Source organism: Sphaerospermopsis sp. FACHB-1094 (genome assembly GCF_014696195.1).
Taxonomy (GTDB): Bacteria; Cyanobacteriota; Cyanobacteriia; order Cyanobacteriales; family Nostocaceae; genus Sphaerospermopsis; species Sphaerospermopsis kisseleviana.
Window position 1 is genome coordinate 25,815 of record NZ_JACJPT010000001.1, and the last position, 17,492, is coordinate 43,306.

The window sequence follows — 17,492 nt, forward strand, 5'->3', positions numbered from 1 at the left end:
GATAATTGACAATTGATAATTGACAATTGTCAACCTATTCCCTTGTTTACAAATTACGAAATTTTCATTTTTTCCTTTTTATCTTGTTTAATACGTTGGAAGGGTATGCGAATCAAATTATAAGCTCCTTTAGTGGCAATATCTTTGTAATTATCTGGTGGTAAGTCCATTTCCATCAACTTTTTATGTTCGGCTAAAAGTAGTAATGATGGTGGATTAGTTTTTTTGGCTGCTTGAGTGTGAATATAATCTAAAGCTTCTTGTGCAGCAGAAAGGTAAGTGACTTTTTTTTGTGAGTAGAAAGTTACTGTTGGTTTTTTGAAACCTACCATGACTAATTCTTCATTAGGTTGTTTTTCTTCAACTGCAAGTACAGATAATTGTCTTAAAGGTGCTTGTCTTTGTGCATCCATCATAAATAATGCTGGCATTAAAACAATTGCCAAAAATGCTACAAATCCCACAATATTAATAGCGATGATGGGACGGAAACTACGAATTAATATGAAAGCGGCGATAATAATCGCAGTAACCAGCCAAATTATACCCCCCCAATTTGTTAAACCTGAATTTTGAATTTGCTGGTAAAGTTCCGGTGCTGCGGGATCTGTGCCTACTAATTTGAAGAGGTTAAATAAGGCGACTGCTATTGTAGATACAAAGGCAACGTTTACCCAACTGCTGATGCGGAAAGATTTTTGTGTTTGGGTGTGGGAAAATAGATCACTCCAAAATAAAGCTACCAGAATAGCTGCTGCTGGCATTAAAGGTAATACATAACTGGGAAGTTTGGTGACAGCGATGGTGAAAAACCCAAATACACCTAAAAACCAAAAACAGACAAATAAACCTAAGTGTTGAGAACGTTCTTGGTTGAGAAAGTGGGAACGCCGCCAAAATTTTAGTCTAGCTATAGATGCAGGGATAAAAACTGAATATGGTGCAAACCCCAATAACACGACTAAAAAGTAAAAATACCAAGGCGCTGAGTGACCGTTAACTACTTCTGTAAAGCGTTCTATGTTGTGATAGCCAAAAAAGGCATTAATAAAATTCCAGCCATTGCGCCAAGCCACTAAGATGTACCAGGGAGCAGATACGAGGAAGACTAGGAATAGTCCGAAAATTGGGCGCATTTCTCGCCATAGTTGCCAGAATTTGCCTAAGTATACGGCAAAGGCGATCATGATGAAACTTGGTAAAACTATGCCGACTGGACCTTTGGTTAAAATTGCTCCACCCATCAACACATAACTAGCTAAATACCATTTATTAGGGAAGCGGGAAGGGGTGGAATTTTGAGCGTATCCCAAAAAGAAACATAGTAAGGCGGAGGCTATACAACCGGTGAGTAACATATCAGATACACCGATTCTTCCCCAAACTATCATTTCTGGGTTGAGTGCCATGATAGCTGATGCTAGGGCGGCTGTTAGGTAACGACGGGTGGGGTTTGCTGTTTGTTCTAGTTGATCTTTTTTGGCAAAATGCCACTGCACAATGTAGAACGATAAAGCTGTGACAGCAGTTGCGGCTAGTGCTGAGGGTATACGTGCTGCCCATTCGTTTACGCCCATAATAGAGTAGGCGATCGCTTGACACCAATAAATTAACGCTGGTTTGTCAAACCGAGTTTCACCATTAAAAAAGGGTGTGATCCAATCTCCTGTAACTAGCATTTGCCGGGAAGCTTCGGCGAAAAGTGGCTCTGTTTCGTCAACTAAGCCGATACTACCCAAATTCCAAACAAAAGCTATGAAGTTAATCAACAGCAACCAGAGGATAGCAATAGTCACAGCAGGGGCTGGACGCTGTTCTATGTTTTTAAACCATTGGTCAATAGGAGGGCGATCGCTCAATTTTATCCTCATAAATCCATATTTACAGACACGGTAAATTGTGTCTTTCCCATAAACACAATAATTCAAAAGTCGTTTATTAGTTATATTTTGTTCTCAGGTCACAGCTAGAGTGTGGGGTGTGGGTAAACCTACCGTATTTGCGACAATAAAAAACTTTTGAAACAACCTCTAAAGTGGTTTTACCTGTTTGTTCCGGGATAAATTTAGATGAGGGAATAGGGAATAGGTGACAGGGTACCCATTAAGGAATTAATATTAATTCCCATTCTTCGGTTTGGGGATTCCATTTTGGTGAGGGAGTTTTCCCAACAACATAAGGACCCCAATAGCGTCGAGAGCCATCTTGGGCAAAGGCCACTAAAATATCTCCTTGATCTAGTTTTAAATTACCCTCTGGCAGAGATAAAATTAAACCTTTTTCACTACCTTCTTGGGGATCAAAATCCCAATGTGCCGGAACATTATATTTATTTTTATTGGCTGAGGTATTTTTAACTGTTGAATGTTGCCCTAAGAGGACCAAACGCACAGGCTGATTTGTTTTATTACTCATTCGCAAACTGCCAAAGTTTGTAGTTTGATCAGTTTGGGCAGGTGAATTTTCTGTAGTGGGTTTTTCTGTTTGCTTGCTGGTTGCACTGGCGACATTAGTTGTACTAGCAGATAGAACTTGCTTTGACGCACTTGGTGAGTTTGTCTGTTTTTCTAATGTAGCGGTTTGATCTGTCAGTGTTGATAAAATGTCTGGCTGCTCAGGCTCAAAGGATACACTCAGTCCTAAGCATCCGGCTACAAGTCCTAGTAATCCTAATGCAAAAGTTATCACTGCCAAATTGCGATACATAGAAAATTTCATAATCATACTTTTTAGAGATAAGATTTTTTTCAGTTGTGATTGGTGATTGGTGATTGGTGATTGGGAAAAATATAATTAATTACCTATTACCTACTACCTATTACCCAGTCCCCAGTCCCCAGTCCCCAGTCCCCAGTCCCCAGTCCCCAGTCCCCAGTCCCCAGTCTCCAGTCCCCATTCCCCAGTCCCCAATATGCAAAATACTCGTCTTAACAACCTATTCAGTACCATTGCTAGGAGTGTGGAGCAATGGTTTGTTAATCCTTGGCGGCGCTTATCCCTACTTTTAATCAGTTGGTTATTTGGTTTTTTTATGGGATCGGCAGTATCTACGACCGCTGGACAAAAGGCCGAGTTGGATATGGTGGCCGCTGCTTTTTTGGTTTTACTAACGGAGATCACCAGCAGGATTTTTTACAGTCGCCGCTTTTTGGCTAGACAAGCTCTGTGGGTGGAAACTCTGAACTTTCTGAAAGTTGGTTTCATCTACAGTCTATTCTTAGAAGCCTTTAAGCTGGGTTCGTAAGATTTCAATGATGGACAATTAACAATGAAAAATTGACAATTACCTCTCCGGTTCGAGTCAGAGTCTTGAAAAAGCAGAATTTTTGGCTTTTTTCCCTGAAAAGGGCATTTTTTCAGCGTTGAATGAAACAATTATCAATTGTCAATTATCAATTGATCAAGTTATTTTGGTAATGGGTGCTAGTTATGCTCAGTGAGTGGCTAAATGAATTTTTGCTCACAGGTGAAATAGATGCTGATTGGCAAGTGTTAGCACAAGCAGCAACACTGGCTGATCCTGTGAGGACAAAGGTTTTTAATATTACCCCCGACAATGTAACTCAAGTTATTCAAGAGCGATCGCAGCTACTGAAATCGGTTTTCCCTGCTTTTAGCCAATTTTGTGAAAATAACCTGCAAATTCCCATTCAGGCTATGTTACAGGTATTGTGGGATTTATGGCTACCGTTGGGAATGAAAATTGCATCCCAGCGACAAAAGTTAGGCAGACCTTTCATTCAGGGGATTTTAGGTGGACAAGGTACTGGTAAAACCACAATGTCCCGGATTCTCAGTTTGATTCTCCAGGAGTTGAGATACTCTACTTTAAGTTTATCTTTGGATGACTTATACAAAACATACAGCGATCGCTTGACTTTAACGCAGCAAGATCCCCGTTTGATTTGGCGTGGTCCACCAGGAACTCACGATATCGACTTAGGTTTAAGTGTACTCGATCAAATTCGTCAAGGCAACAGTCCTGTGACAGTTCCCCGCTTCGATAAATCTGCTTACTCTGGTGCTGGCGATCGCTCTACCCCAGAAATAGTTACCAACATTGATATAGTCCTGTTTGAAGGTTGGTTTGTGGGTGTACTACCCATTGATCCCCAAGCTTTTACTACCACACCACCCCCCATTATCACAGATGATGATCGGGCTTTTGCTCGTGACATGAATCACCAACTGCAAGCTTATTTACCACTATGGCAACGCTTAGATAGCTTGATAGCACTTGATCCCAGCGATTATCGTTGTTCTTTAGAATGGCGTAAACAAGCTGAAAGAAAAATGATCGCTGCTGGTAAATCCGGCATGAATGATCCACAAATCGAGGAATTTGTCAATTACTTTTGGCGTTCATTACATCCAGAATTATTGATCAAGCCATTATTAAGATCCTCGAAAGTTGATTTAGTCATTCAAGTGAATACTGATCACTCTTTTGGTGCAATCTCTAGTTATCACTCTGACAAATGTTAACTGAAATTACACCTGTTTAACCATCAGAATCTCAATCAAACGTTCTATTGAAATCCTTTGACTAAATCATAAAAAGGTTGCCAGTTGTCTGACTCCACAATTGGTTGCCAAATAGACTCAATCACTGGTCTTAATAAATTTGCTTGGGGATTATATTTAGCTAAAGTTTGGGAAATTGTCTGCATTTGCTCAGGGTCAAAATTATTCAGGATTTTATGATAAAGCAGACACCAATTATCAAAAATATTTGATGAACCTACAGATGGTACAATCTCACAACCATTCATTACTAAAGCTGGTTCATCACGCCATTTAATTGAAAAAGTCTGCGCCATATCTGCGAAAAATTGATGATAATTAATTTGACTATCTTTCAAAAAAGTAACTGTCAAATCTAATAAATCATCACCTTCCGCTAAGTTACTATCTTCAAAACCTAACTTTTTCAACATTAAATTTCGATATTCCAGATGATAGTATTCGGCAAATTTACCTAAACCATGATGCAAATCAGCAAGATCAATGATTGCTTTTAACGGTTCTTGCAATAGTTCTAAATTCAGATGACAAATACTTGGTTGCTGTCCGTAACAATAGCGGCGATAATAATCAAAATAAGCAGCAGTAAAGTATAGATCATAGGAAGGAATAAAAGCATAAGGTCCATAATCAAAACTTTCACCGGTAATTGACATATTATCAGTATTTAAAACTGCATGACAAAAACCTGCTGCCATCCATTGCGCTACTAACTCGGCTACTCTTTTGACTAATTCAGCATAAAATAAAGCATATTTATCATCTTCATTTTTCAAGTTTGGGTAATATTCATCAATCACATGATCTAACAATTTCTGAGTTAAATCAGGACGTTTCAAATAATGCAATCTTTCAAAAGTTCCAAACCGAATATGAGATTTACTCATTCTAATCATGACTGAGGAACGAGTGGGAGAAGGTTCATCACCACGCCATAAACTTAACCCGGTTTCAATCATACTTAAACAACGGGAAGTTTTCACACCTAAACGATGTAATGCTTCTGCGGCTAAAACTTCTCTAACTCCTCCTTTCAGAGTGAGCATTCCATCACCACCACGGGAGTAAGGTGTTCTTCCTGAACCTTTTGTCCCAAAATCATATAATTCCCCATCTATTCCCCTAACTTGTCCGTAAAGAAACCCTCTACCATCGCCTAAATGGGGATTATATTCACCAAATTGATAACCGTGATAACGCAATGCTAAAAATGGTTTTCTGCTTTGAAATTTACCAAATGCGTGAATAAAATCTTCGTCTTTTACTGTTGTTGCTTCAAGTCCTAAGCGTGGTAAAATTGCATTATTACGCCAGCGCAAAATGTGTTGAGGAAATTCATCGGCTGCGACTTCATCATAGTAATCATTACCTAATGATTCTAAGGCACTTTCATATTTAAGTGATAGTAAAGGATTACTTGAAGTGGTGGGATTTGGAGTTTCAGCAAGTGTCATTTTTAGTAGTTTTTAATTGGTGTTCTCTTTATCTTACATTATAGGGAATAGGGAATAGGGAATAGGGAATAGGGAATAGGGTTAAAAAATCAATTCTTTATCCTGACTCCTGACTCCTGACTCCTGACTCCTGACTCCTGACTCCTGACTCCTGACTCCTGACTCCTGACTCCTGTTAATACGGTTTCCAGTTATAATTAGTTAAACTGGTAAGTATATGATCTTCCCATTGACCATTAATTAATAAATAGTCTCTAGCATATCCTTCAATTACAAAACCTGCTCTTTTTAATACATTACCACTACGGCGATTATGGGGCATATAATTGGCCATGATCCGGTGAAAATTTAGTTCATTAAATATATATTTATTTCCCGCTTTTAATGCTTCTGTCATGTAACCATGACCTTGTACTGCTTCTGCTAAACTATATCCAACATTACAAAAACTAGCTGCTCCGCGTATAAAATTACTGAAGTTGAGAACGCCGATTATTTCTTTGGGGTTGTTTTGATAATGTATAAAGAATCTTAAACCGCAACCGTGAATAATTTCTAGATGATATTGCTCAATTTGATATTGCCAATATTCTGCTGTGAAAAAACCATCAGCCCAAGTAGGTGAAAATGGAGTAAGATGGTCTTTATTTATAGTAAAATATTTGATGATTTGCGGTATATCTTCGGAAGTAGCTACTTTTAAAAATAAGCGGTTAGTTTTAATTAGTGGCAGTTCTGATTTCATATACTAAAATTATTATTTTGCTGTTTTTGCTGTAATTTTGTTTATTTTGGTAACATTCTAAAAAAGGATAGTCACGGTGGGAATACGCTACAATTGGCAAAAAGATGAGATTTTGGCTATTTATAATACACCATTTCTAGAGCTTGTTTATCAAGCTGCTACTGTACATCGGCAATTTCATAATCCTAAACAAATACAGGTTTGTAAGTTGATATCTATTAAAACTGGTGGTTGCCCGGAAGATTGTGGTTATTGCGCTCAGTCGTCACGCTATAAAACCGAGGTAAAACCGGAAGCACTGTTAGAAAAAGAAACTGTGCTAAATATTGCTAAAAAAGCAAAGGAAACCGGTGTAAGTCGGGTGTGTATGGGTGCTGCTTGGCGGGAAGTGCGGGATAATTCCCAATTTGAGCAAGTCCTGGAGATGGTAAAAGATGTCACCTCGATGGGTTTAGAGGTTTGCTGTACTTTGGGGATGTTAACTGCAAACCAAGCTCAAAGTTTGGAAGATGCGGGATTATATGCTTATAATCACAATTTAGATACGTCTGAGGAATATTATAGCACTGTGATTACTACTCGGACTTATGGCGATCGCCTAAACACCATTGAAAACGTCCGCACGACTAATGTAACCGTGTGTTCTGGTGGTATTCTCGGTTTAGGTGAAAGCATTGAGGACCGGGTAGGAATGTTATACACCCTTTCTAATTTACAACCCCATCCCGAATCAGTACCTATTAATATTCTCTCACAGGTTGAGGGTACACCGTTGGCAAATCAGCCGGCAGTTCCGATTTGGGAAGTGGTGCGGATGATTGCCACTGCTAGAATTATTATGCCCACTTCTGATGTGCGTTTAAGTGCGGGGAGGGCGAAACTTTCCCAAGTTGAACAAGCTTTATGTTTTATGGCGGGTGCTAATTCGATTTTTTCCAGTGATGATAATAAGATGTTGACGGTGACTACTCCCTGTCCTGATTATGATGCAGATCGGCAAATGTTGAATTTATTGGGTTTAGAAATGCGGCCACCGTTTGAGAAGCAGGGGAAAACACCTGCTGGTCAGGTGACAGGTTACAGGTGACAGAGTAGAAAACCTGTTAGGGTTTGAGTTTGTTTATCAAGGGCGGGAAAACCCGCCTCTAGAAAGGGTTTTAGGGTGAATAATTAGGAATTAGATGATCTTGGCGGAACGTAGACCAAATAATAAACCAACTGCGATACCCATAAACACGACTAAAAATGCAATGTATTCAACGATAGCCATTTGTATTACTCCAGAAATTAGTTCACTAAATATATTGAATCATTAATAATTCGTAATTCGTAATTCATAATTCATAATTATCAACTACTACCCATTCACCAGTCACCATTCACCAGTCACCAGTACCCAAACTGCGATAAAATACGCGAAATTGTGATGATATCAGGGTTGTTAAATGAGTTCTGTAATTAAAGTTGATATACCAGAAAATTCTTATGAAATCACTGTTGCACCAGGGAGTTTAGATCAACTGGGTGAACAGATGACGGGTTTAAAACTGGGTAAAAAGGTACTGTTGGTTTCTAACCCGATGATATTTAAACATTATGGGGAAAGGGCGATCGCCTCTTTAAAAAATGCTGGTTTTGATGTGGTTCACTACAACCTCCCCCCTGGAGAACGCTACAAAACTTTAAACTCCATCCAAAAAATCTATGATGTGGCCTTAGAACATCGGTTAGAACGTTCCTCAACGATGGTCGCTTTAGGTGGTGGTGTGGTTGGTGATATGACTGGGTTTGCTGCTGCTACTTGGTTAAGAGGAATTAATGTTGTCCAAGTTCCTACCAGCTTATTAGCAATGGTAGATTCATCTGTAGGTGGTAAAACCGGCGTTAACCATCCTCAAGGTAAAAACTTGATCGGTGCATTTCACCAACCCAGTTTAGTATTAATAGATCCTGAAGTCCTGAAAACCTTACCAGCAGCCGAATTTAGGGCGGGAATGGCGGAAGTGATCAAGTACGGCGTAATTTGGGACGCTGAATTGTTTACTCAATTGGAAGCGAGTAAGCACCTTGACCAACTCCGCTATGTAAAATCCGACCTGATAAATTACATATTAACTCATTCTTGTCAAGCGAAGGCAGATGTTGTCAGTCAAGATGAAAAAGAATCTGGACTGCGGGCAATTTTGAATTATGGTCATACTATCGGCCATGCGGTGGAAAGTTTAACCAATTATCGCTTGTTGAAACATGGTGAAGCTGTGGGTATTGGCATGATAGCAGCAGGGGAAATTGCTGTAAAATTGGGACTTTGGCAAAAAGCCGACACAGAACGTCAAAATGCACTGATTAAAAAAGCAGGTTTACCGACAAAATTACCAGCAGGTTTAGATATTGCAGCGATTATTGATGCTTTGCAATTAGATAAAAAAGTCAAATCTGGGAAAGTGCAGTTTGTGTTACCTACCCAAATAGGTGCAGTTATAGTGACAGACGAAGTACCAACGGATACTATCCGGCAGGTATTAGAGGAAATGGCAGGTTAAAGCATTTCCACATCAGTTTAGCGGGCAAGATGCAACCTCCTCTAAGATACAAGGTTGGGTTGAGGAACGAAACCCAACATCTTCAACAATTTGTTGTTTTTATACAATAGGTTGTTTAAGTATAAAATTTCGTTAACCGAATAGTATTGGACGATGTTCTTGATCTATTCGCCTTGACCAGCAGCCAGATAGATCGTGTTTTAGGGCTTCAGGTTGTCCTGTGCTTTCAAATGGATTACGTTGTACTTCACGAATTAGTTTAATGATTTTTAATGCTTTTTTACGATCAGTTTCGATCCACCAAGCTAAGTCCTCAAAAGCATCCATATCAAATTCCAAGTTTTTCACAGGCTGCTTCCAAAGAAATTCCTTCTTGACGTTTTCTAGCTGCAAGTAATCTTGCTTTCATGGCTGAACTGCTTAATAGATAAGCGGTTTCTCTCTCAGCCATTATTTCTTGCCAAAGGGCAATGGGTACAACTACGGAAACTGTTTGCCCTTCTGAATCACAAATATATTGTAATGCGTTATTCATAGCTGCGAATATAACTTACTGGGTTGTTAACAATTATAATTGCAAAAGTTTTGATGAGCTATTGGTGTTAGCGGTAGCTTACCGTAGGTATCGCTCTCTCACATCCAAAAAAAGCGAACTGCTTGCAGCAGCGCTTCGCTATCGCACTTCCACATTCCAAAAGCGATTCCTGCGGAGCGCAACGCTTACGCACTAAACAAGCATAAAATTATTGAACGCTTAATTTAGATTTTTTGGTTTTGTATTCTTGCTGTAATTCTAGATAATACTTAATTAATTTATGCGGATTATGCTGATTATTTTCAGAAATTTGATGACGAATTTCTCGAATTTTTTGCAGTACAGAATCATCAATAGTAATCATTAGTTATCTTCCATTAATTCTAAAGGTGTCACGAGTGCAGGGACATACAAACCTAGCATAACATTTACTCGTCTAATATGTCCAAACTTGTTAGCGTTAGCTAAGTGGCGACAATTCCATGTTAACAGGAAATCACATTTATGATAGGATGCTATGGCAAGATGGAGAGCATCGCCTAAAGGATCATTAGGCATAACCTGATTTTGAATATAGGTTTGGACAATTTCAGCAATTTCTGGCTCTATATCTATCAACTGGATATCATTTAGAAGTTGAATGACTTCTTCTTTATTAGGAAAATTGCCTTTGTTCAGTTCATCTAAAACTGCAATACTTGTAACCAGTTCATATTTTTGTCTGACGTTATTCCACCAAAAACGAGTCCATTCTTTACGCGCTATCATATCCGGTTCAGTCCGAATTTCATGGTAAAAGCTGGGAATACTTGTTTCAATGTAAATTTTTGATTTCATTATTATGTTGAGTTGACGTTAGAAAATTCTGAGTTTAACACAGAAATAGCTGTAGGCATGCTATCGCTATCGCTCTCTCACCTCCTCTCCCCACAAGCGATCGCACCTCTCCACATCCCCAAACAGCGAACTGCTTGCAGCAGCGCTTCGCTATCGCCCTCTCACATCCCAAAAAAAGCGATCGCTTAGAGAAAAGGATTAATAATTTGTAATCCTTCCACTGTAAAACCGTGTTGCATATCCTCTGAATAGAGTTGATTCACATTAACTGATAGTGCGCTGGCGATAATTAAACTATCCCAAAATGAGAATAAATATTTTGTTCTTAATGTGGATGCTGTTAACAATATATTCAAATCAAGTTCAATGATATGATGAATTTGATAAAAACCTTGAATAAGATTTTGAATTTGATTTTCAGAAAAATTTCCTTTTTTGATTAAGTTTACACAAACTTCATTGATTACCTGGGTACTTAAATAAAGTCCTGTTTGTGTGGCTAGATGGTTAGCAATTTGATGTTTTCGGATATCTTGACTCTGATTAAGTGCATATATCCAGATATTTGAATCTAAAAATGTCATTTTTTTATTCGTTTTCGTAAATTTCTTCTCGTTTCATTGGAGTTAATTTTTCTATATTTAACGGATGTTCTAATAAATATTGGAGGTAATTTCCAGACTGTTCAGAAGTGTCTTGTTGAAGAGTGACTTTAACTATATTGGGTTGTTTTAACTGTTGTTGGTACTGTTCGGGAATTTTGATCATCCCATTTTCAATAGTGGTTTGAAATTCTACTGTAATCATATCTATTTTCCTAGTCTTTATTTGCTTGTTAGTTCTATTATACCTCAGTTTATTTCCTTTACCATTCCTGAAAGCATCAGAGGATGTTTTAAAAGTCGCTGATGGTGTATCAACTATTTCTAGATCCCCCTAAATTCCCCTTGAAAAGGGGGACTTTGACTCTAGTTCCCCCCTTTTTAAGGGGGGTTAGGGGGGATCATGAAGTGCCTAAAATCACGATCCAAAACTTTTCAACCCACATTCCGCAGATAAAATCCAATTCTGAATAATTATCACGAAAGATTCAGGGTTGTACAAACTTTACTCCAAAAATATTCTCAATAAATGAGATAAATTCCTAATAAACATTTTATAGTTCCTTTGAACTAAAATCCTGAAAACCCTTACCAAACAATGTTTTTGGAGATAATTATTTTTTTATTCTCCGCTTATGCGGAATGTGAGTTTCAAACACCCTCTCACATCCCAAAAGCGATCGCACTCCTCCACATTCTCAAAAAGCGATCGCACTTCTCACTTCCCCAAAAGCGATCGCATCCCACATCCCCAAACAGCGATCGCACTCCCACATCCTCAAACAGCGATCGCCCTCTCACATTCCCAAACAAGCGATATCTTTGGTATAATTAGAATATTAGTTTAATTGCAATATTAAGAACATACTATGACTGTACAACGGTGGAATGATGAAATGCTTGATGATTTGGCTTCCAGTGTGACTGAGTTGCGAGAAAGTATAACTGAAGTTAGGGAAAGTATAACTGAAGTTAAAGATAGCATAGATGGGTTGAGAGTAACGGCTCAAGCATTGCTACAAGTAGCTGCTCAAAATCAGCGTGAAATGGAATTGATCAAACAAAGACAAGCTGAAAGCGATCAGCGATTTAATATTTTATTGGAGGAAGTCCGTTATTTAACTCGTGGAAATAGAGATGATTAGTTCTCGATTCTCCACATCCCCAAAAAGCGATCGCCCCCCCACATCCCAAAAGCGATCACCCCTTCACATCCCAAAAGCGATCGTACTTCCTCCACATCCCAAACAGCGATCGCACTCCTCACATCCACAAAAGCGATCGCCCCTCTACATCCCAAACAGCGATCGCACTCCTCACATCCACAAAAGCGATCGCCCCTCTACATCCCAAAAAGCGATCGCCCTCCCACATCTCAAAAAGCGATCGCATATTTACCAAATCGTTTTTACATGGGGATAATTTAAAATTTTGGCATCACAGGTAACAAGGGGAATTTCATAACGTCTAGCAATAGCAACTAAAATTCTGTCTGCTGGATCTTTGTGAAAATTGTCTGGTAACTGTGTACTGGCAATTGCATCTATGGGTGATAAAGGTTCTATGATTATACCTGAATGAGTTTGCGCTAACTGATACCATTCATCAATGGGTAAAGGCAAAACTAATTTACCGACACTAGATTTAACTGCTACTTCCCAAACAGAAATAGCGGAAACTAATAAGCCATTTTGAGATTCTTCACTTTCAATAGCTGCTTGTGCTGCTTGTGATAATTGACTAGGATCGTGAAGTAACCATAGCCAAATATGGGTATCTAGTAAAATCATTCTGCTAATGCTTCCCAAAGTTCCGGCAAAGGTTCATCAAAATCATTAGCAATGGTAATAGGTTTTCCTCTCAGTGGGTAATTTTTTGTAGTTTTTGTTTCTTGGGAAGCAAGATCAATGTTTCCTGCTTTAAATTCTAAGAACTCGATAAATTTAATTACTTCATTGCGCTGTTCAAGAGGTAATTGTTTAATTTTAGCGATCGCCATTTCTAAAGTGATCATTTATTTGTTTTTCCTGTAACTTTAAGTTACTTCTATTTTAGCAAATGATTTTTAGGTCGTGCTTCGCGATCGCCCCTCACATTCCCAAAACAGCGATCGCCCTCCCACATCCCAAAAAGCGATCGCCCTCCCACACCCCAAAAAGCGATCGCCCTTCCACATCCCAAAAAGCGATCGCACCCCCATATCCCAAAAGCGATCGCTCTCCCACACCCCAAAAGCGATCGCCCTCCCATATCCCCAAAAGTGATCGCCTTCCACATCCCAAAACAGCGATCGCCTTCGGTAAAGTTTTCAAATGCCCTCTAAGACTAACGTATGTTATAGCCTACACAACAAACATTAATTACAAATCATCTTCTACCAATTCAGCTATCTTCATGATTGATTTTAAAGTCCCAAGTTTTAAATCTTGATTTCTATGTACAGGAATAGAAATAATTTTACTTTCATCAGGTTTTTCATAAATATGGTGACTGCCTGTAATTTTTTTGAGAATCCAACCTTTGTTCTCAACAATTTTACATAATTTTTTCCCAGAAATTGATTTCATACTGCAATTTCAATCACTTGTGAGATTGGATCTGGTTTTTGAATTTCATTTGCTACTTCTAGCCAACCTTGTATAGCATCTTGAAGATTATTAATTAATTCTTCCATTGTATCCCCTTCTGTTATACAACCAGGAAGTGCAGGTACTTCAGCCCAGTAACCCCCTTCTTGGGCAGGATAAATAATAGCTTTAATTTTCATTGATTTTACATTTGGAGTTGTTTACCTGAACCAATTTTAACAGATTAATTCCAAAAATTTCTCCATTGAGAGCGAGCTGACAAGTCAGCACTGGGACGAACGCACTCCCACACCCCAAAAAGCGATCGCCCCTTACATCCCTAAAAAGTGATCGCCCTCTCACATCCCTAAAAGCGATCGCACCTCCCAACATCCCAAACAATATTCCTAATTACTACCAATTTCTATATAAAGGTTATATTGTTTAAGTTGTTTATTAAAGTCCTCTATTCCTTCAATGAAATAAAGAGGTGGCTTCTCTATAGATTCTATTTGAAAAAATACAGTATTAGGATTGTATTCTGGGTATGTTTCTTCTAACTGCTTACTTTGTACAAAATAAACATACATATTAATTTTATTATTTAGCAAATCTAGAATATCATCATATTCATTCCAATGCTTTGATACGATAATGACTAGACCTATTTTTTGTTCTTCAGAATTATAAATTACTGCATCTATTATTTCTGGATTCTCTACAGACATATTTAATACCTTATTTGATTATCATCCTGATTATATATATTTTTTTGCTAAAGATATGAGCCTTCAACAAAAAAATAAAAGCTATTTTACAACAAACAAAAGAAGCACATTTTTTTTCAGTTTCTGAAATTTTTACTAAGTAAGGATTTTAAAATGTGCCTCTTAGGAGTTACTGAACTCTGGGTCTTACAACATAAGTGGGTATAGGTCCTGTAGGTGTACCATTAGCAAATCCAGCATCATTAGCGCGTTTTCCTGAGAATGTAGTACCTTGTCCCCTAGCTATTTCTTGATCCTTAGCAACTTGACGTGCATCTCTAGTTGCTCCTCCTGTTTTAACTTCAAGATTTCTTAACTCTCCAGTTTCTTTATTGCGAATCACAATATCAACATTTCGATGACTTGCATTTTCTGGGGTATTTATACGAATTTGCTCTCCCACAACCTCCCATTTTGGGTGATTATTTAGTTTATCTCGTATAAACTGTTCACCTAAATCACCTTGTTTTTTGTTGACAGTGATTTGGGGAACTTCTCTAGCTGCATCACCCAGACGATCAGATGCTCTAGCAGCTTCAGCCGCACGCTCAGTAGCTCTGGCTGCTTCAAGCGCACGCTCGGCTGCCTTAGCTGCTCTAACACCAGCACCCCCTCCAGTTGCAAAGGGTATGAACGCTCCAGCAACATCAGCCCCTAAAGCAAGTAAGTTTTCTCCAAGATTGTCGCAGTTACCGAAGATATTGTCTTTAACAATCTTATAGATGTCATAGCCAATAAATATGGTGTCTGCTGCAGTATCTATGATTAAACCTGATGGATCATTAGCATTAGTCGGGCTATTACCAACATACCGATAAAGGTTAGCATCCCCAGCACTAAACCCAATCGGATCTTCACCAATAAATCTACCTACATTTTGATCATAATATCTAGCGCGATAGTAGTATTGCCCCGTCTCACCATCAAACTCGCGTCCAGTATAAGCAAAGATTGTTGTAAACACTGGATTAGTCTGACTGGTAATCTTGCCAAAACCTTACCTTTGTCAGACGATTTCGGTAATCCCAGACATACTCTGTCACCTGACCAGTAGCAATTTCTGTCCGCTTAGTGCGATTACCTTCACCATCATATTCATAGTTATAAGTGCCATCAGACAACAGTTGATTATTTGTGCCAGTGGTATATCCCGTATTCGTGCGATTACCATTAGCATCGTAGCTATAAGCCTCATCAGTTTGATAGCTGTGGTCGGTACTGGTTAGCTGATTAGTTGCATCATAACTAAAAGTGCTAGTACCATCAACAGAAGTTGTCTGAGTAATGCGATTTACTGCATCATAAACATAGCTATAAGCAGCTAAATTGTTATTACCTTGCTTGTGGGTTAAATTAGTCAGTCGTCCATTAGCATCATAGATATAACCAGTATTTGCTACCGCATTTAACCCTGCTAAATCCGTGAAGCGATTTAAACCAGTCAACTGACTAGCAGCGTCATAGGTCATATCAACCCGTTTATTCGCCACCCCATTACCAGACTGAGTGAGGCTTGTTGCTCGGTTCAGAGCATCATAGGTATAGCTAGTAGTTCCTTTCAATTGATTATTGATGGTGTCTGTAACTTTTAGTAAGTTATCAGCCGCATCATAAGTGTAATTGAGTAAGACATTGGGAACACCAGCCGTATCTTTATTATCAACAGAAATTAAGCGATTAACCACATCATAGGCATAGCTATATTTGGAGCTAGGATCACTGGCAGTGATTAAATTCCCAACAGCATCATAAGTGTAGTTAATATTGCGAATAGAGATGTTATTAGCATCTAGCCATTGTTCACCAATTTGCCGGTTGAGTTGATCATAAGTGAATTTGCGAACGCGACCATTGCGATCTATGGCTGCTGTCTCATTACCTGCAAAATCGTACTGATAAGAAGCGGTTTTACCTAAAGCATTGGTATCGCTGCTTAATCTGTCATTTGCATCGTAGGTATAGCTAGTTTTATTACCAACTGGGTCAGTAATAGAGAGAATATTGCCAACCGCATCATAAACAGTGGTTGTTACCTGACCCTTAGCATCCGTTACTTTAGTACGACGGTTGAGAGCATCATAATTGTAACTGGTGGTTTGGTTAAGGGCATCTGTCACCGATATGACATTATCAACGGCATCATAAACAGTGCGAGTAGTTTGACCTAAAGGATCGGCGGTGCTGATTTGACGATTTAGGGCATCATAATTGTAGCTAGTAGTGCGATTTAGCTCATCTGTAATGGTTTTAATATTGCCAACCAAATCGTAGCCGAAGGTGGTTGTACCATTGAGCGGATCAATAATTGTTTTTGAGCGATTCCGATTGTCGTAGGTGTACTTGGTAATTCTTCCTAATTCATCAGTAGTGGAAGTGATATTACCAACGCCATTGTAGCTAGTGCTGGAGATCCGACTTAAAGCATCTTGAGTTTGGATACGACGGTTTAAATCATCATATTGATATTTGGTTTGATTCCCATTCCGGTCAGTTTGGGAAATAAGATTGTTCGCTGGATCATACTGATATTGTGTTGTCTTACCTAACGCATCAGTTTGACCCGTCTTGCGATTCCTTGCATCATAAGCAAAAGTAGTTAAATTACCAGTTATGTTTTGCGCTGAACCCAAAATCGAACTACTCAAATTACTTACCGTTTTCTGCAAAGTTCCAACGCCAGTATCTTTGTTTATAGCAATTTGTTTTCCGTCCGATGTAAAGCCTAACAGATTACCTGCTTCATCTAGGAATAACCCGTATACCCCTCCAAAGCCTGTATTACCAAGTTTGGTTGCAGTACCGCTCAGTGTAATCGAGAATAGAGTGTCAGTTCCTCCTGAATTGGAAGTAGCCCAGAATAAGCTGCGAACATGATCAAATACAATATCGCCACTGCTAGAAAAATTAGATCCCAAGTT

At 38.8% G+C, this 17,492-nt stretch carries 28 protein-coding genes; 6 read left to right on the forward strand and 22 right to left on the reverse strand.

Annotated elements, in window-relative coordinates:
- Window positions 1-53: 53 nt before the first annotated feature.
- On the reverse strand, window positions 54-1,871 hold the full coding sequence (locus H6F47_RS00110; protein ID WP_190647190.1) for a glycosyltransferase family 39 protein: 1,818 nt from the start codon (window positions 1,869-1,871) through the stop codon (window positions 54-56).
- Window positions 1,872-2,103: 232 nt separating this feature from the next.
- On the reverse strand, window positions 2,104-2,718 hold the full coding sequence (locus H6F47_RS00115) for a hypothetical protein (protein ID WP_096571706.1): 615 nt from the start codon (window positions 2,716-2,718) through the stop codon (window positions 2,104-2,106).
- A 56-nt stretch (window positions 2,719-2,774) separates the two neighbouring features.
- Between H6F47_RS00115 and H6F47_RS00120 the strand changes: the two genes are divergently transcribed.
- The 3 genes from H6F47_RS00120 to H6F47_RS00130 all read left to right on the forward strand — a co-directional run bounded on the left by H6F47_RS00120 (window position 2,775) and on the right by H6F47_RS00130 (window position 4,485).
- Window positions 2,775-3,008, forward strand: a complete 234-nt coding sequence (locus H6F47_RS00120; RefSeq protein ID WP_347239051.1) for a hypothetical protein — start codon at window positions 2,775-2,777, stop codon at window positions 3,006-3,008.
- Window positions 2,912-3,244, forward strand: coding sequence for a DUF565 domain-containing protein (locus H6F47_RS00125; protein ID WP_096571708.1), 333 nt, complete (start codon window positions 2,912-2,914; stop codon window positions 3,242-3,244). Before H6F47_RS00120 ends, H6F47_RS00125 begins: the two co-directional genes overlap by 97 nt.
- A 185-nt stretch (window positions 3,245-3,429) precedes the next feature.
- Window positions 3,430-4,485, forward strand: a complete 1,056-nt coding sequence (locus tag H6F47_RS00130) for a glycerate kinase (protein ID WP_190346716.1) — start codon at window positions 3,430-3,432, stop codon at window positions 4,483-4,485.
- 44 nt (window positions 4,486-4,529) lie between these two features.
- Here H6F47_RS00130 and H6F47_RS00135 read toward each other — a convergent pair whose 3' ends face one another.
- Window positions 4,530-5,978, reverse strand: coding sequence for a YdiU family protein (locus tag H6F47_RS00135; protein ID WP_190647194.1), 1,449 nt, complete (start codon window positions 5,976-5,978; stop codon window positions 4,530-4,532).
- A 175-nt stretch (window positions 5,979-6,153) separates the two neighbouring features.
- On the reverse strand, window positions 6,154-6,723 hold the full coding sequence (locus tag H6F47_RS00140) for a GNAT family N-acetyltransferase (protein WP_190647196.1): 570 nt from the start codon (window positions 6,721-6,723) through the stop codon (window positions 6,154-6,156).
- Between the two features lie 76 nt (window positions 6,724-6,799).
- On the opposite strand from H6F47_RS00140, the gene bioB reads away from it, so the two are divergent.
- Entirely contained in the window at window positions 6,800-7,810 is a 1,011-nt protein-coding gene (gene bioB, locus H6F47_RS00145) for a biotin synthase BioB (RefSeq protein WP_190647198.1), read from the forward strand.
- 90 nt (window positions 7,811-7,900) lie between these two features.
- Here the strand turns inward: bioB and petL are convergent, their stop codons facing one another.
- A complete protein-coding gene (petL, locus tag H6F47_RS00150) occupies window positions 7,901-7,993 on the reverse strand; it encodes a cytochrome b6-f complex subunit PetL (protein ID WP_096571713.1) in 93 nt (30 codons plus the stop codon).
- 175 nt (window positions 7,994-8,168) lie between these two features.
- Between petL and aroB the strand changes: the two genes are divergently transcribed.
- Entirely contained in the window at window positions 8,169-9,266 is a 1,098-nt protein-coding gene (aroB, locus tag H6F47_RS00155; RefSeq protein WP_190647201.1) for a 3-dehydroquinate synthase, read from the forward strand.
- Window positions 9,267-9,398: 132 nt separating this feature from the next.
- Here aroB and H6F47_RS00160 read toward each other — a convergent pair whose 3' ends face one another.
- From H6F47_RS00160 to H6F47_RS00190, 7 genes are all read right to left on the reverse strand, one after another.
- Window positions 9,399-9,614 carry a Txe/YoeB family addiction module toxin gene (locus H6F47_RS00160; RefSeq protein ID WP_096571715.1) on the reverse strand — a complete coding sequence of 72 codons (216 nt, stop codon included), beginning with the start codon at window positions 9,612-9,614 and terminating at the stop codon, window positions 9,399-9,401.
- Window positions 9,595-9,801 carry a prevent-host-death protein gene (locus H6F47_RS00165; RefSeq protein ID WP_096571716.1) on the reverse strand — a complete coding sequence of 69 codons (207 nt, stop codon included), beginning with the start codon at window positions 9,799-9,801 and terminating at the stop codon, window positions 9,595-9,597. Before H6F47_RS00165 ends, H6F47_RS00160 begins: the two co-directional genes overlap by 20 nt.
- A gap of 208 nt (window positions 9,802-10,009) precedes the next feature.
- A complete protein-coding gene (locus tag H6F47_RS00170) occupies window positions 10,010-10,165 on the reverse strand; it encodes a hypothetical protein (protein WP_190647202.1) in 156 nt (51 codons plus the stop codon).
- Window positions 10,165-10,638, reverse strand: coding sequence for a type II toxin-antitoxin system VapC family toxin (locus tag H6F47_RS00175; RefSeq protein ID WP_096571717.1), 474 nt, complete (start codon window positions 10,636-10,638; stop codon window positions 10,165-10,167). The genes H6F47_RS00170 and H6F47_RS00175 overlap by 1 nt, the downstream gene beginning before the upstream one ends.
- A 185-nt stretch (window positions 10,639-10,823) precedes the next feature.
- Window positions 10,824-11,222, reverse strand: a complete 399-nt coding sequence (locus H6F47_RS00180) for a PIN domain-containing protein (RefSeq protein WP_137906231.1) — start codon at window positions 11,220-11,222, stop codon at window positions 10,824-10,826.
- 4 nt (window positions 11,223-11,226) lie between these two features.
- Window positions 11,227-11,445, reverse strand: a complete 219-nt coding sequence (locus H6F47_RS00185) for a hypothetical protein (protein WP_096571719.1) — start codon at window positions 11,443-11,445, stop codon at window positions 11,227-11,229.
- Between the two features lie 458 nt (window positions 11,446-11,903).
- Entirely contained in the window at window positions 11,904-12,053 is a 150-nt protein-coding gene (locus H6F47_RS00190) for a hypothetical protein (protein ID WP_190647204.1), read from the reverse strand.
- A gap of 56 nt (window positions 12,054-12,109) precedes the next feature.
- Between H6F47_RS00190 and H6F47_RS00195 the strand changes: the two genes are divergently transcribed.
- A complete protein-coding gene (locus H6F47_RS00195) occupies window positions 12,110-12,385 on the forward strand; it encodes a hypothetical protein (protein ID WP_137666287.1) in 276 nt (91 codons plus the stop codon).
- On the opposite strand, the gene H6F47_RS00200 is transcribed toward H6F47_RS00195, so the two are convergent.
- From H6F47_RS00200 to H6F47_RS00240, 10 genes are all read right to left on the reverse strand, one after another.
- The gene (locus H6F47_RS00200; RefSeq protein ID WP_190647206.1) at window positions 12,382-12,540 is read right to left on the reverse strand and encodes a hypothetical protein; all 159 of its coding nucleotides are present in this window, start codon (window positions 12,538-12,540) and stop codon (window positions 12,382-12,384) included. The two genes, H6F47_RS00195 and H6F47_RS00200, sit on opposite strands and share 4 nt — an antisense overlap.
- Complete coding sequence (locus H6F47_RS28325) at window positions 12,504-12,632, reverse strand: hypothetical protein (RefSeq protein WP_277877116.1); 129 nt, start codon at window positions 12,630-12,632, stop codon at window positions 12,504-12,506. Before H6F47_RS28325 ends, H6F47_RS00200 begins: the two co-directional genes overlap by 37 nt.
- A gap of 2 nt (window positions 12,633-12,634) precedes the next feature.
- A complete protein-coding gene (locus H6F47_RS00205; protein WP_096571722.1) occupies window positions 12,635-13,030 on the reverse strand; it encodes a type II toxin-antitoxin system VapC family toxin in 396 nt (131 codons plus the stop codon).
- A complete protein-coding gene (locus H6F47_RS00210) occupies window positions 13,027-13,254 on the reverse strand; it encodes a DUF2281 domain-containing protein (RefSeq protein WP_137666290.1) in 228 nt (75 codons plus the stop codon). Before H6F47_RS00210 ends, H6F47_RS00205 begins: the two co-directional genes overlap by 4 nt.
- A gap of 76 nt (window positions 13,255-13,330) precedes the next feature.
- A complete protein-coding gene (locus H6F47_RS00215) occupies window positions 13,331-13,552 on the reverse strand; it encodes a hypothetical protein (RefSeq protein WP_190647208.1) in 222 nt (73 codons plus the stop codon).
- Window positions 13,553-13,600: 48 nt separating this feature from the next.
- Window positions 13,601-13,807 carry a type II toxin-antitoxin system HicA family toxin gene (locus tag H6F47_RS00220; RefSeq protein ID WP_039201887.1) on the reverse strand — a complete coding sequence of 69 codons (207 nt, stop codon included), beginning with the start codon at window positions 13,805-13,807 and terminating at the stop codon, window positions 13,601-13,603.
- The gene (locus H6F47_RS00225) at window positions 13,804-14,007 is read right to left on the reverse strand and encodes a type II toxin-antitoxin system HicB family antitoxin (RefSeq protein ID WP_028091145.1); all 204 of its coding nucleotides are present in this window, start codon (window positions 14,005-14,007) and stop codon (window positions 13,804-13,806) included. The genes H6F47_RS00220 and H6F47_RS00225 overlap by 4 nt, the downstream gene beginning before the upstream one ends.
- Window positions 14,008-14,214: 207 nt before the next feature.
- Window positions 14,215-14,535: a DUF6572 domain-containing protein gene (locus H6F47_RS00230; protein WP_190647211.1), complete on the reverse strand. Its 321-nt coding sequence runs from the start codon at window positions 14,533-14,535 to the stop codon at window positions 14,215-14,217.
- A gap of 169 nt (window positions 14,536-14,704) precedes the next feature.
- The gene (locus H6F47_RS00235; RefSeq protein ID WP_347239047.1) at window positions 14,705-15,538 is read right to left on the reverse strand and encodes an RHS repeat-associated core domain-containing protein; all 834 of its coding nucleotides are present in this window, start codon (window positions 15,536-15,538) and stop codon (window positions 14,705-14,707) included.
- Window positions 15,539-15,542: 4 nt separating this feature from the next.
- A complete protein-coding gene (locus H6F47_RS00240) occupies window positions 15,543-17,489 on the reverse strand; it encodes an RHS repeat protein (protein WP_190647213.1) in 1,947 nt (648 codons plus the stop codon).
- Window positions 17,490-17,492 lie beyond the last annotated feature (3 nt).